The sequence below is a fragment of the Dyella sp. CR10 genome (assembly GCF_055814425.1).
Window position 1 is genome coordinate 3,880,643 of sequence record NZ_CP185986.1, and the last position, 13,248, is coordinate 3,893,890.

12 protein-coding genes are annotated in these 13,248 nt (G+C 68.7%); 1 reads left to right on the top strand and 11 read right to left on the bottom strand.

The genetic code is table 11. The annotated features are described in order from the left end of the window. The first annotated feature begins 60 nt into the window (after positions 1-60). On the top strand, positions 61-582 hold the full coding sequence (locus ACNR9O_RS17475; protein WP_473686488.1) for an O-acetyl-ADP-ribose deacetylase: 522 nt from the start codon (positions 61-63) through the stop codon (positions 580-582). On the opposite strand, the gene ACNR9O_RS17480 is transcribed toward ACNR9O_RS17475, so the two are convergent. From ACNR9O_RS17480 to ACNR9O_RS17530, 11 genes are all read right to left on the bottom strand, one after another. Continuing rightward, positions 569-2,257, bottom strand: coding sequence for a BatD family protein (locus ACNR9O_RS17480; protein WP_473686486.1), 1,689 nt, complete (start codon positions 2,255-2,257; stop codon positions 569-571). The two genes, ACNR9O_RS17475 and ACNR9O_RS17480, sit on opposite strands and share 14 nt — an antisense overlap. After that, the gene (locus tag ACNR9O_RS17485; protein WP_473686484.1) at positions 2,257-4,152 is read right to left on the bottom strand and encodes a VWA domain-containing protein; all 1,896 of its coding nucleotides are present in this window, start codon (positions 4,150-4,152) and stop codon (positions 2,257-2,259) included. The genes ACNR9O_RS17480 and ACNR9O_RS17485 overlap by 1 nt, the downstream gene beginning before the upstream one ends. Further along, entirely contained in the window at positions 4,149-5,132 is a 984-nt protein-coding gene (locus ACNR9O_RS17490) for a vWA domain-containing protein (RefSeq protein ID WP_473686482.1), read from the bottom strand. The genes ACNR9O_RS17485 and ACNR9O_RS17490 overlap by 4 nt, the downstream gene beginning before the upstream one ends. Beyond that, positions 5,125-5,640 (bottom strand): DUF4381 domain-containing protein, encoded by a 516-nt coding sequence (locus tag ACNR9O_RS17495; RefSeq protein ID WP_473686480.1) that lies wholly within the window; start codon positions 5,638-5,640, stop codon positions 5,125-5,127. The genes ACNR9O_RS17490 and ACNR9O_RS17495 overlap by 8 nt, the downstream gene beginning before the upstream one ends. Next, positions 5,637-6,560: a DUF58 domain-containing protein gene (locus ACNR9O_RS17500; protein ID WP_473686478.1), complete on the bottom strand. Its 924-nt coding sequence runs from the start codon at positions 6,558-6,560 to the stop codon at positions 5,637-5,639. The genes ACNR9O_RS17495 and ACNR9O_RS17500 overlap by 4 nt, the downstream gene beginning before the upstream one ends. Positions 6,561-6,568: 8 nt before the next feature. Next, positions 6,569-7,564: an AAA family ATPase gene (locus tag ACNR9O_RS17505; RefSeq protein ID WP_473700664.1), complete on the bottom strand. Its 996-nt coding sequence runs from the start codon at positions 7,562-7,564 to the stop codon at positions 6,569-6,571. A 159-nt stretch (positions 7,565-7,723) separates the two neighbouring features. Further along, entirely contained in the window at positions 7,724-9,970 is a 2,247-nt protein-coding gene (locus ACNR9O_RS17510; RefSeq protein WP_473686474.1) for a type IV pilus secretin PilQ, read from the bottom strand. A 56-nt stretch (positions 9,971-10,026) separates the two neighbouring features. Continuing rightward, positions 10,027-10,557 carry a pilus assembly protein PilP gene (locus ACNR9O_RS17515; RefSeq protein WP_473686472.1) on the bottom strand — a complete coding sequence of 177 codons (531 nt, stop codon included), beginning with the start codon at positions 10,555-10,557 and terminating at the stop codon, positions 10,027-10,029. After that, positions 10,554-11,207, bottom strand: a complete 654-nt coding sequence (locus tag ACNR9O_RS17520; RefSeq protein ID WP_473686470.1) for a type IV pilus inner membrane component PilO — start codon at positions 11,205-11,207, stop codon at positions 10,554-10,556. The genes ACNR9O_RS17515 and ACNR9O_RS17520 overlap by 4 nt, the downstream gene beginning before the upstream one ends. Next, positions 11,204-11,971 carry a PilN domain-containing protein gene (locus ACNR9O_RS17525; protein ID WP_473686469.1) on the bottom strand — a complete coding sequence of 256 codons (768 nt, stop codon included), beginning with the start codon at positions 11,969-11,971 and terminating at the stop codon, positions 11,204-11,206. Before ACNR9O_RS17525 ends, ACNR9O_RS17520 begins: the two co-directional genes overlap by 4 nt. Further along, positions 11,971-13,029 carry a pilus assembly protein PilM gene (locus tag ACNR9O_RS17530; RefSeq protein WP_473686467.1) on the bottom strand — a complete coding sequence of 353 codons (1,059 nt, stop codon included), beginning with the start codon at positions 13,027-13,029 and terminating at the stop codon, positions 11,971-11,973. Before ACNR9O_RS17530 ends, ACNR9O_RS17525 begins: the two co-directional genes overlap by 1 nt. Positions 13,030-13,248: the final 219 nt, after the last annotated feature.

Consider the following 13,248-nt stretch of genomic DNA (forward strand, 5'->3'; position numbering starts at 1 on the left):
TCCGCCCCGGCGGCAAGCATAAGGCGCAAAAACCTGCGAAACCACGCGGAGCACTTTCCCATGGCCATCGACGTGATCATCGCCGATATCACCCAGCTCGATGTGGACGCCATCGTTAACGCGGCCAACCCCGCCCTGCTGGGCGGCGGCGGCGTAGACGGTGCGATCCACCGCGCCGCCGGCCCTGCCCTGCTCGAAGCCTGCCGGGCCCTGCCGCAGCTGCGCTCAGGCGTGCGCTGCCCGACAGGCGAGGCGCGCATTACCCCGGGGTTCGCGCTGCCGGCGCGCTATGTGATCCACACCGTAGGGCCGGTGTGGCGCGGCGGGAGCGAGGGTGAGCCGGCCCTGCTGGTCAGCTGCTATCGCCGCTGCCTGGAGCTCGCCGCGGACCGCCGGCTGGCGAGCGTGGCTTTTCCGGCGATCAGTTGCGGCGTCTACGGCTATCCGCCGGAACAAGCCGCCCCGGTGGCCGTGCGTGCGGTGCGCGAGGCATTGACCTTACTCGGGGATCGCCAGGTGCGGCTGTGCTGCTTCGACACGCGCATGGCCGACATATGGCGTACCGCGCTCATTCCAGCTTGAAGGGATAGAGCGGCGGCAGGCGGCTATCCCCGGCGGGCGGTCCGCCGGTCGCGCGCCACTGGAAGCCCTCGCGGAACGCTTCGGCCAGCCGGTCGCCCGGAACCGGCGCGGCATCGCCATACAGCCGACGCTGCAGTGCTTCGATCGCCGCCTGCTGCGGCGCGGACGCCAGCGCGTCGGCGACTGCGCCAAGATGCGTGAGCGCCGGCCGTTCGGCGCGAGCCCAGGCGAGCAACGCCCGGGCCTGTGCGCCGGCATCGCCGCCGCGTGCAGCGGCCAGGAAGGCGGCCCGCAGCTGGCGGTCGGAGGCCGGCGCGGGCGCGCGCGGCGGTGAAGCTTCGCCCGCGCGCCGCCGGCGCCACCACCAGGCAAGCATCGTTACCAGCCACAGGCCAAGGCTGCCCAGCGCGATCCAGCGCCATGGCGTGCCTGCACCCGTGCCTGCGGGCGTGGTTTCCGTCGCGATCGTCTCGTCGGCGGCGAGCGCGACGGCCGGGGCGGATCCGGCCGCCGCAGGAGCGCCGGATGCCGGCAGTACGGTGAAGCGACGCTCGGGGATGCGTGCCACTTCCGCCTTATCCGTCTGGACGTTCCACCAGGTCAGCGTGGTCTCGGGAATCACCAGTTCGCCGGGTCGGCTCGGCACCACGGCGAACGCCTGCTGGCGCCGTCCGACCAGCCAGCTGCCATTGAGGCGCGTGCCGGTGACCGGCTTGTCCGGATACACGGTGGCGCCATCGATGCGCGGCAGACTCAGCGCGGGGAGCGTCTCGTAGGGAAGGCCGGTGGCCTGCACCGTCATGGTGAGATTGAGCGGCTGGCCCACCCGCAGCTGGCCGTGCTCGGCCTCGCCTTCGAGGGTGAGCGAGAGTTCGCGCGCCGGCAGCCAGGCCGTCTTGTCGGCGCCGGCGGGCACGGGCCGCACGTCGATCGCCACCGACGGCGACGCCGCGCTGACGGCGCGCGTGCTGCCGAAGAAACTGTTCGGGTCGGCCATGTCGATCAGCTCGCCCTGGAACGACACCGGCGCGATCTCGATGTGCCCGGCGCGCTGCGGGATCAGCGCGTAGCGGCGCTCGATCACGTTGTAGCGGCGGCCGTTGCGCTCGGCCTGGTAATTGGCGTCGTCGCCGAGCTTGTTGAGCTCCGCGCCGTCGGCGTGCGGATCGTCCATCGCGCCATTGCTGAGGCTGGCGGCAAAGAACAGCCGCACCGTGTACGTCATCTGCTGGCCCACATAGGCCTGCCGCGGCTCGGCCTGCGCTTCGACGAACAGATCCCTGCCTGCGGTCGCCGCCGCCTGCGGGTCTGGCGCGGTCACTTCCAGCGACAGCGGCGCGGTGGTTTCGCCGGCGAGCGACAGCGGCGGAATCGTGAGGCGCCCGACATGCTTGGGCCGCAGCGCGATGCCATAGGTGAATTCGGAGGTGCGGCGGCCGTTGACGATGCTGACGCTGGTGTTGTTCGACGTGCCGAGCACGTCGAAGTCGGTGGCCAGCGCGCCCAGATCCGGCGTGCCCACGGAGCCACCGACGATGCGCAGGTTGAGCGTGACGGTCTCGCCCAGCTGCACCTTGTCGCGATCGAGCACCGCCTGCACGTCGGCCGCGCAGGCCAGCCACGGCAGGCAGCACAGCAGCAGACCCAGGTACCAGCGCAGGCGGAACGGCAGCATCAGTCATCCTCCCCGGCCGCGCCGTGGCGCTGCCGGTATTCCAAATCGAACTTGCGGCGCAGCAGCGCGCCGGGGTCGTCCGGCACGCGTTGCAACGCACGGCGTACATCGGCCGGCAGCTTCGCCTGCGGATCGTCGGCAGCGATGGCACCGAGTTCGTGCTGCGCATCCTGCGCCGGCTTGCCATCGCGCAGGGCCTGATCCATCTGCTGGCGCAGCGCCTGGCGCGCCTGTTCGGCCTGCGCCTTCTGCTGCGCCTGCTCCTCCGCACCCGGCGGCTTCGCCTCGCCGGGTGCGGAGGCGTTCTGCGCCGACTGTTGATCCTTGCCGCTGCCGGCGGGATCCTGCGATGCCTTGGACGGCTGGCTCGGCGCGCCGTTGCTGCCGTTCTGCTGCTCGCCCTGCTTCTGCTCGCCGGGCTTCTGCTCGCCTTGCTCTTGTTTCTCGTCGGACGGCTTGCCTTCGTCCTTGCCGTCACCCTTGCCGCTGCCGCGCTTGTCCTGTTTGTCCTTGGGCTTCTGCGGCGGCGGCTGCTTGCGCAGCCAGTCTTCCACCGCCTGCCGGTTGGCCTTGGCGTCGGCCTGCGCTGGATCGGCCCTGAGCGCGCGGTCGTACGCGGCGATCGCTTCCTGGTAATGGCCCTGCTTCGCGAGCGCATTGCCGAGGTTGTACGCCGCATCGGCGCCCGGCACGTCCTGCAACGCGGCGGCGGCGGTCGCGTAATCGCCGGCACGATAGGCGGCCGCACCGCGCAGCGCCGGATCGCGCGCCAGCGCTTGCGCCTGCGCGGCATCGCCCCGATGCAAGGCCGATGCGGCCTGCTGATCGGGGCGGCGCCATAGATCGCTCCAAGTGCCGGCCTGCGCGGTGGCGGGCAGCAGCGGCAACAGCACGAGCGGCAACAGCAGCAGCCAGCCCCGCCGGAAGGCCAGCGCGGTCAGCACGAGCAGCGGCGGCAGCAGCCATGGGCCACGGTCCTGCCATTCGTCGCTGTGCTGGCCGTCGGCCTGCACGATCGCCTGACCAGGGCGGCCTGCCGGCTTGAGTGCAGCGATGTCGCGCTCGTCATCGCTCATCGGTACGAAGCGCCCGCCACCAGCCTCGGCCAGGGCACGCAGCGAGGCGTCGTCGCGCCGGGCCAGCACCACGTCGCCGTCGCTACCGCGCAGCAATCCGCCTTCACCGTTCGGCACCGGACTGCCCTGCGGCGTGCCGACGCCGAGCACCGAGACGCGGAGGCCTTCCGCGCGCACCTTGCGCGCGGCGGCCTCGGCGGCCGCGTTCGCCGCATCGGTGATCAGCACGATGTCGCCACCGCCCGCCTTGGCGTCACGGATGAGGCCCGCGGCGCGCTCGATCGCCTGTGCCGCGTCGTTGCCGTCGACTGGCATCGTGTCGGGCGACAGCGCGTCGAGCAGATCGTCCAGGCTGGCCGCATCGCTGGTCAGCGGCGCCACGGTGAAGGCTTCGCCGGCATAGGCGACCAGACCGTTCAAGCCGGCGCGGTTGGCGGCGAGCAGGTCGCGCGCCTTGTAGCGCGCGCGATCGATGCGGCTGGGCGCGGCGTCCTTGGCCAGCATGTGCTGGGACAACGAGACCGCGATCACCTGTGCGGAGCGGCTGGCATACAACGGCGACGCCACGCGATCCCAGGCCGGACCGGCGAATGCCAGCGCGCACAGCACGACGCCCAACGCGGCGAGCGACGATGGCCAGGCATGCCGATCGCTCCGTCCTCGCAGCAGGTGCGGCAACAGCTCGGGATCGACCAGGCGCGCAAGCTCCCGGCGCTCCTGGCCGCCGCGCGCGATCAGCGCATACGCCAGCGGCGTGAGCAGCAGGCCCAGCAGCCACCATGGACGCAGGAAATGGAAGTCGTGCCACCACGCGATCATGCGGCGGCTCCCGCGCGGCGGCGTGCCAGCGGCAGCGCCGCCAGCAGGAAGCACAGCGCCGCGGCGAACAGCGGCCAGCGAAACAGTTCGTGGCGCGGTCGCAACTCCGGCCCTTGCTGCGGCATCGGCTCCAGCGCATCGATGGCGTGATAAGCCGCCGCCAGTTCGCTGGTGTCGGTGGCGCGGTAGTAGCGGCCGCCGGTCTGAGTCGCGAGCGAGCGCAACATGCCTTCATCCAGATCGGCCGACGGATTCACCACCCGCGTGCCGAAGAAATCCGGCACGCGCATCTCGGTGGCACCGACGCCGATGGTGTAGATGCGCACGCCAGCCGACTTCGCCGCGCGCGCGGCATCGAGCGGCGCGATGCTGCCGGCGTTGTTGACGCCGTCAGTGAGCAGCACCAGTACGCGTGCATCCTCGGGCTGTGACGACAGGCGCTTCACCGCCACCGCGATCGCGTCGCCGATCGCGGTCTCGGTGCCGGCAAGGCCGACCGTGGCGCCTTGCAGCTGCGCGCTGACCGCGCCGAGATCGTAGGTGAGCGGCGTGACCAGGAAGGCGCGGGTGCCGAACAGGATCAACCCCATTTCATCGCCCGTGCGGCGCGCGATGAAATCGCTGGCGATGGCTTCCACCGCGCCGAAGCGGCTCACCGCCTGGCCGGCCAGCTGCATGTCTTCCAGGCGCATGCTGCCGGAGAGATCGACTGCCAGCATCATCGCGCGGCCGCTGCGCTGCTGCGGCTGCGGCGGACCGACCCATTGCGGTCGCGCGGCGGCGGCGACCAGGCAGAGCCACGCCAGCACCATCCACCAGGCGCGGCCGCGCCATGGCGAGCGCTCGGCCACCGCGGCCAGATGCAGGCCCGGATGCGGCAGATGTAAAGCCTGTCCCGGCGCGGCCGGGCGCAACCAGCGGCGCAGCAGCCAGGGCAATGGCAGCAAAAGCGCGATCCAGGGCCAGGCGAACTCAGGCATGGGCCGACTCCACCGCACGGCGCTGGCGGCGCACGCCCTGCTCCAGCGCCCGCGCCAGCCAGGTGCGTACGGCGGCGGTGCCGCCGTCGAGACTCTCGGCAGCTTGCGGGCGATACATCGCATCTTCCAGCGCCATCAGGCGCTCGATCGTCACCGCGTCGACCGGCACCTTCGCCAGGCATTGTCGCCAGGCCTCGCCACGATGATGGGTGGCGCCAGGGTCGTAGCGCCGCGCCGCGCGACGCAGCAATTCGTGCAAAGCCGCCGCGAGCCGCGCCGGTTCGCCGGCGTGCCGGCGCTCGAGCGCTTCGACATCGGCCAGCAGTTCGGCGATGCGCTCGCGGCGTTGCCGCCGTCGCCACACGAACCACGTCGCCAGCGCCAGCAGTGCGAGCAACACTCCAGCCAACAGCCACCAGCCCGGCGCGGGTGGCCACCACGAAGGATCGGGTGGCAGATGGATGTCGCGCAGCAGCGGTCCTTCCTGCGCTGGCGTGGCCGGCATCATGAGCTTGTCCTTTTGCCGGCCAGCAAGGCGGCGACCGGATCCAACGGGTCGCTCGCGGTATCGATGACCTGATGCGCGATGCCCAGGGCACGAGCCATCGCGCCCAGGCGAACCTGGCCGGCACCCAGGGTCTGCTGGAATTCGCGGCGCTGGCGCTCGGCCAGCAGGACGACCTCGCGGCGTACGCCGGCATGCTCGAGCGGATAGCGCCCTGGCGGCGCGCTGGCCAGTTCCAGCGCATCGCCCACGATGAGGATCGCGACGTCGGTGCGCCTGGCCAGGTCGAGCAGGCGGCCGCGTGCGGCTTCGTCGCAGCTGAGGCCGTCGCTGATCAACAGCACGCGACTCGCGCCATGCAGCAGCCTGCCTGCGCGCAGCAACGCTTCCGACAAAGGTTCGGCGCCGGCCACGCCGGGCCCGGCGTCCCACGCGGCCAGCGCGCCGCAGAGCGCGAGCGCGCCGCGCGTGCCGCCCTGCGGACGCAGGAGGTGGCGGCGTTCGCCGAATGCCAGCGCGCCGGCACGCTCGCCCGCGCGTATCGCCAGCCATGCGGCGGCGGCGGCGGCGCGTGCCGCCTGCACCGACTTGAATCGCGCACGCGTACCGAAGCGCATGCTCGCATGCGTGTCCAGCAACACCAGCAGGCGGCCTTCGCGTTCTTCCTGAAACAGTTTGGTATGCAGCCTTCCGCTGCGCGCGGTGAGGCGCCAGTCGAGCCGGCGCACGTCGTCGCCCGGCTGGTAGGCGCGCGATTCGGCGTAATCCATGCCGCGCCCGTGGAGGCGACTGGCCTGCTGGCCGGCGGGCGCCATGCGGCTTTCCCGCGGGGGCAGCGCCTTGCGCGCGACGCGCGCGCGCAAGGCCAGCAGCTCGGCCAGCGCGACGGAGACGCGGCCGTCGCCGTCCGCGGCAGGTGGCATCACGGCATTCACGGCAGCGGCACGAGCTCCAGCAGGCGCGTCACTACTTGATCGCTGCGCACGCCTTCGGCCTCGGCCTCGTAGCTCAGCAGAATGCGATGGCGCAGTACATCGTGGGCCAATGCATGTACGTCATCCGGCAGGACGAAGTCGCGTCCCGCAAGCCATGCCTGCGCGCGCGCGCAACGATCCAGCGCGATGGTGGCACGCGGGCTCGCGCCCCAGGCGATCCAGCGCTTGAGCTCGGAGCCGTACGCGCCGGCATCACGGCTGGCGAGCACGAGCTGGGCGATATAGGTCTCCAGCGCTGGCGCCATGTGTACTGACAGCACCGCCTCGCGCGCGGCGAACACGTCCGACTGGCTCAGCGTCGGCGGCGGCGCCGACTGCGGATGCAGGCTGCGCCGCGCCTGCTCGCGCGCCAGGCGCAGAATGGCCAGTTCGGACTGGGCGTCCGGATAACCGATGGTCACGTGCATCACGAAACGATCGAGCTGCGCCTCCGGCAGCGCGAACGTGCCTTCCTGTTCGATCGGATTCTGCGTCGCCATCACCATGAACAGTTCGGGCAGGCGCCAGGTGCTGCGGCCGATGGTGATCTGCCGCTCGGCCATCGCTTCGAGCAGCGCGGACTGCACCTTGGCCGGTGCACGGTTGATCTCGTCGGCCAGCACGATGTTGTGGAACAGCGGACCGCGCTCGAACTCGAAACTGCCGGACTGCGGCCGAAAGATGTCGGTGCCGGTCAGATCCGCGGGAAGCAGGTCGGGCGTGAACTGGATGCGGTGGAAATCCGCCTCGATGCGACCGGCCAGCGCCTTGACCGCCGTAGTCTTGGCCAGGCCGGGCGCGCCTTCCACCAGCAGGTGGCCATCGGCGAGCAAGGCGACCAGCAGGCAATCGATCAGATGCGGCTGGCCGACGATGCTTTGCTGCAGTTCCTCGCGCAGCCGCGCGAAGGCCTGCTGCAGCGGCGAGAGGGCTTGAATCTGGGGCATGTCCATCGGGATTCCATCCGGCGTCGTGCGCCCATAGACATCGGCGCGTCCCGGAAGTTTAGCGATCCCCGGCGCAGCCATGCCCGCGACTGATGGCACGGGGCGGCGCGCCAAAGAAAAAAAGGGCGGCCGGAGCCGCCCTTTTTCCGTTGCCTGATGCGAGCTTCAGCGCAGGCTTTCGCTCAGGATGCGTGGCGTCACGAAGATCAGCAGCTCGGCCTTGTCGTTCTGACGGCTGGTCTTGCGGAACAGCATGCCCAGGCCGGGGATGTCGCCAAGGCCGGGCACCTTGGTGATGGTGTTCTGCTTGGTGATCTCGTAGATGCCGCCGAGCACCACGGTCTGGCCGTTGTCCACCAGCACGGAGGTGTTGATCTCGCGCGTATCGATCTGCGGCACCTTGCCGTTCGGCGTGTCGACGAACTGCGCCAGGGCGTCCTTCTTCACGTTGATAGCGAGATAGACGCGGTTGTCGGCGGTGATCGTCGGCGTGACCTTCAGTTCGAGCACGGCGTCCTTGAACTGCACCGACGCGGTGGGCGCGGCGCCGCCGGTCGCACCGCCGTTCTGGTAGGTGACGTAGCCGATTTCCTGGCCCTGGCGGATCACTGCTTCCTGCTGGTTCGCCGTGATGACGCGCGGACTGGAGATCACTTCGCCGCGGCCTTCGGTCTGGGCGGCCGAGAGTTCCAGGTCGACCAGGTAATTGCGGCTGAGGATAGCCAGGCCGATCTGGCCAGCCGGGTTGGCGATCGGGAGATTGACGTTGTAGCCGCTCTGCCCGCCGGTCTGGTAAGTGATGGTGCCCGGCTTCGGCGGGTTGCCCACCATGCCGCCCTTGACCCAGTTGTTGTAGTCGTACAGGTACTGGTTGCGGACGTTGTTGGTGTTGATGCCCAGGCCCGCCGCGTTATCGCTGCCCGGACTGGTCGAAATCACATTGCCACCGTCGGTCGTATGCGTGGCCTGCACACCCCACTTCACGCCGAGTTCGCGAGTGAAGTTGTCGGTGGCCACCACGATGCGCGACTCGATCAACACCTGCTGCACCGGGCGGTCGAGCACCGAGATCAGCTCGCGCAGCTCGCGGATCTTCTGCGGGTTGTCGTTGATCAGCAACGTGTTGGTGCGCTCGTCGAAGGAGACGCTGCCGCGCCCGGAGAGGAAGCCGCGGGTACCGCCGCCGCCACCCTGACCACCGCCGCCCGCCATGCTGCCCTGGGTGAGCAACTTGGCGATGTCCTGCGCCTTGCCGTAGCTGATCGGCACGTAGTCCGTTACCAGTTCGGCGGTGTCCTCGGCCTTCAGGCGCGCCTCGGCGACGCTCTGCTCATACTTGGCGAGTTCTTCCTGCGGCGCGATCCAGATGACGTTGCCGTTGCGGCGCTTGTCCAGGCCCTTGGCGCGCAGCACCACGTCCAGCGCCTGGTCCCACGGCACGTTGACGAGGCGTAGGGTAATCGCGCCGCCCACCGTGTCGGAAGCGACCAGGTTCTGTCCGGACATGTCGGCGATCAGCTGCAGCACCGAGCGCACCGGGATGTCCTGGAAGTTGAAGGTCACGCGGTTGCCGTTATAGGTCGGCTCCTGGCCGCGCAGCGGCTTGCCGTCCGGACCGGTGCCCGGGGCCTGCTTCTTCGGTGCCACCTCGACCACGTACTGGTCGCCGGTCTGGTAAGCGGAGGTCTCGACGGAGCCCTTGGTGGCAATCTCCATGCGGGCGCCACCGCGCGCGCCGGCCTTGGTGGTGATCGACTGCACCGGCGTGGCGAAGTCGAGCACGTCCAGGCGCTGGGCCAGGTTCGACGGCAGGTTCACGTGGTCGAGATTGACCACCACCTTGTCGTTCTCGCGCTTCATGTCGGCGTTGGCGCCGGCGCCGCTGAAATTGATCAGCACACGACCCTCGCCGTTCGGGCCGCGACGGAAATCGATGTTGGACACCGCCGGGCCGCTGGCCGACGACGGCAGCGCCTTGGACGGGTCGATGGTCGAGGCCGTGGTCGTGGTCTGCGCCTCGGTGCCGTTGTTGACGGTGAACACCAGGCTGTTGCCTTCGACACGCGAGCGGTACGAGGAATCGCGCACCAGCTCCACCACCACGCGGGTGCGGCCGCCTGCGGCGATCGCGGACACGCCCATGGTGGAGCCCTTGTTGATGTCCACGTGGCGCGCCGCCGAGTTCTCGGTATCCGGGAAGTCGATGGCGATACGCGGCGGATTGCCGGTGGTGAAGATTTTCGGCTCCGGCACCGGCCCCTGGGCGAAGTTCAGGTGCAGCTCCACCTTGCCCCCCGGCAGGGTGTCGTAGCTGATCTCGCGCAAGGTGCTGGTGGCCGCGGCGGCGAGGCCCGACCAGGCGGCGCCGGCGATCAGCAGTGCGGTGAACAGGCGACGACTCGCATGGCGCATGACACGGCCCTGGACTGGTTGATTGAGGTTCGTCATTGCATCAGCCCCTGTGATTCTTATTTCTCGCCAAGCGCGATGCTGGCCGAGCGTTCCATCCAGCCGCCGTTGCCATTGGAGACCAGCTCGGTCAGCTCGATGTGGTCTTCGTCGATGGCGGTGACGTGTCCGTAGTTCTGGCCCATGTATTCGCCGCGGTGGACGCGATGGATCACGCCGCCGGGATCCTTGATCAGAACCTCGATGCCTTTGCCGGTACCGACCGTGCCGACCATCTTCAGGCTGTCCAGCGCGAACGCTTCCAGCGGCTCCTTGGCACGGTCCTGGTCCGGACGTGGCCCGTTGGAAGCGCTGTTGTCGAGTTCCGCGGTGCTCGGCGCGAACGGGTCGCGGCGGTCCTGGTCGTTGTAGAGGAAGGTTTCGAAGGTCTTGATCACGGGCAGGGCCGGGATCGGCGCACCCTTTTTCTGCTTCTCCTGGGAAACCCAGTCGCGCAGATCGGACATGCCACGGGTGCAGCCTGCCAGGGTGAGGACGACGCCGACGGCCAGGGCCACGCGGGCGGCGCGGAGGGCGGTGCTCTTGCTCATTTCTGCCCCCCGTTCTTGGCACCGGCCGGCTTGGCATTGGCCGCCTTGGCTTCGGCGCTTTCGTCGTCTTCCAGATAGCGGTAGGTCTTTACCGTGCCCTGCAGCACCAGCGTGCCGCTCTTGTCCTTGGGCGTCAGCGAGACGTCGTGCAGCGTCAGGATCACCACGCGCGGCAGCGAGGCCACGCCGCTGATGAAGGTGCCGAATTGATGGTAGTTGCCCACCATGCGCAGCTGGATCGGCTTTTCAGCGTAGAAGTCCTTCGGGATTTCCGCACCCGGCTGGAACAGCTCGGTCTCCAGGCCCGCCGACAGCGCGGTCTGCGAGATATCGACCAGCAGCTCCGGCATCTCGGTGCGGCTGGGCAGCTGGCGCAGCAACTGGCGCAGCATGTCCTGCATCTCGTCGAGCTGCTGCTGCAGCGCTTCGAGATTTACCGCCTTGGCCTGCTTTTGCGAGAACTCCTGCTTGAGCTGCTCTTCCTTGTTGGCGAGCTGCTCGAGGCTGTCCTGCTGGTCGCGCACGAACAGATACCAGCCGGCGCCGACGACGAGAAGGAACAGCAGCACCGTGAAGGTGATCTTGGCCGACTTCGGCCAGCCGCCGACATTGTTGCGATCGAGGTTGCGCAGGTCGTTGAAGAATTTCATGGCTTGGCCCCTCCGTTCGCCGGAGCAGCCGGCTTCGAAGCCTGCGGCGGCGTGGTCTGCGGAGCGGCGGGCTTGGCCGGCGGGGCGGTCAGCGCCTGGGCGGCCGCACCGAGCGCCTGGCGAGCCGCGGCGGAACCGGCGGGCGCCGGTGCGGCCGGAGCCGCCGTGCTGCCGGCAGCGGCCGGGAGCACCGGCGTCTGGCCGTCGGCGTTCTCATCGGGCTTGGGCTTGGCCAGTGCCACGTCGAGACCGAACACGTACGGCATACGCGAATCACCGTGGGTGTTCTCGGTCTTGCGCAGATCGGCGTGCCCCATCCACGGCGAGGACTCGAGGTTGCGCATGTACTCGGCGACGCTGGCGTTGGACTGGGCCAGGCCATCCAGCGTCATCGACTCGCCGCTCTGCTTGAGGCCGGTGAGGCGCGCGCTGGCGGGAATCGTCTTCACCAGCTCGTCGAACAGATGGACCATCTGCGAACGATTGGCCTGTAGCTGCTCGATGATCTGCTTGCGTGCCAGCAGGCGCTCGCGGACCTTCTCCAGGTCCTTGATCTTGGCGATGCGCTCGTCGAGCTGCTTGATCTCGCCCTGCAGGTACGTGTTGCGGTTGTTCTGGTTGTCGATGCGCTGGTCCATCCAGGACACCCACACGAACACGAAAAGAATCGCCGCGACCGCCGCCGCGCCGAGCTGCATGTAGAACTCGCGCTCGCGCTGCTTGCGGCGTTCGGTACGCCATGGAAGTAGGTTGATGCGTGCCATCAGTCGAAACTCCTCATGGCGAGGCCGACCGCGATCATCAGCGCGGGCGCGTCCTGGGCCAGCTGCTGCGCCTGCACGCGCGGCGACAGCGACATGCGCGCCAACGGATTGGCGACCACGCAGGACACGCCGAGCTGCTCTTCGAGCATCGGGCCCAGGCCCTCGATCGAGGCGCAGCCGCCGGCGAGCACCACCTGGTCGACCTTGCTGTATTCGCTGCCCGCGAAGAAGAACTGCAGCAGGCGGCTGATCTGCTGGATCAGCGATTCCTTGAACGGCTCCAGCGCCTCGGATTCGTAGGATTCCGGCAAGCCGCCCTTACGCTTGGCGCGACCGGCTTCTTCATATGAAAGGCCATAGCGGCGCATGATCTCGTCGGTGAGCTGCTTGCCGCCGAACACCTGTTCGCGCGAATAGATCGTGCGCTGGTTGCGCAGCACCGACAGCGTCGTCATGGTGGCGCCAATGTCGACCACCGCGACGAGCGCGTCGCGGCCGACGTTGAGCTGGTCGGCCACCATCGCGAAGGCGTTCTCCATCGCGAAGGCTTCCACGTCGACCACCTTCGCGGCGAGGCCACCGAGATCGAGCGCGGCGACGCGCATGTCCACGTTCTCGGTGCGCGAGGCCGCGAGCAGCACATTGTTCATTTCGGGGTTGTCGCGCACCGGTCCCAGCACTTCGAAATCGAGACTGACTTCCTCGATCGGATACGGGATGTACTGGTTCGCTTCGACCTGAATCTGTCCTTCGAGATCATCCTCGGACAGATCGCTGGACATCGGAATGATGCGCGTGATCACCGCCGAACCGGCCACGGCTGCAGCGGCGTGCTTGAGCTTCGAGCCCGATCGCGCGAGTGCACGCCGGATCGCTTCGCCCACCGCCTCGACCTCGACGATGTTCTTTTCGACCACGGCATTGGGGGGCAGTGGCTCGACCGCGTAATGCTCCACGCGATAGCGGCCACCGGCCTGGCTGAGCTGCAGCAGCTTGACTGCCGTCGAACTGATGTCGACGCCAATAAGCGGCGGCTTCTTGGGTGTGAAGAGCCCCACGATTTTCCCCCTTGCCCCTGGGCGCCTGCACCGTATTAGGAGTGGCGAGTGCGCGTCGGCATTAAATCCAAAAATTAACGTATTGGCAACGGCCTACACGAACTAGCTCGACCTTTTTGGCGTGACGGCATGCACAGTTAGCGCCTATCACATCCCGGTCATTTTTGTGACGTAACGATGGTCCATCGACGGCAATGTGCCGGCCGGTACCCGTTAAGC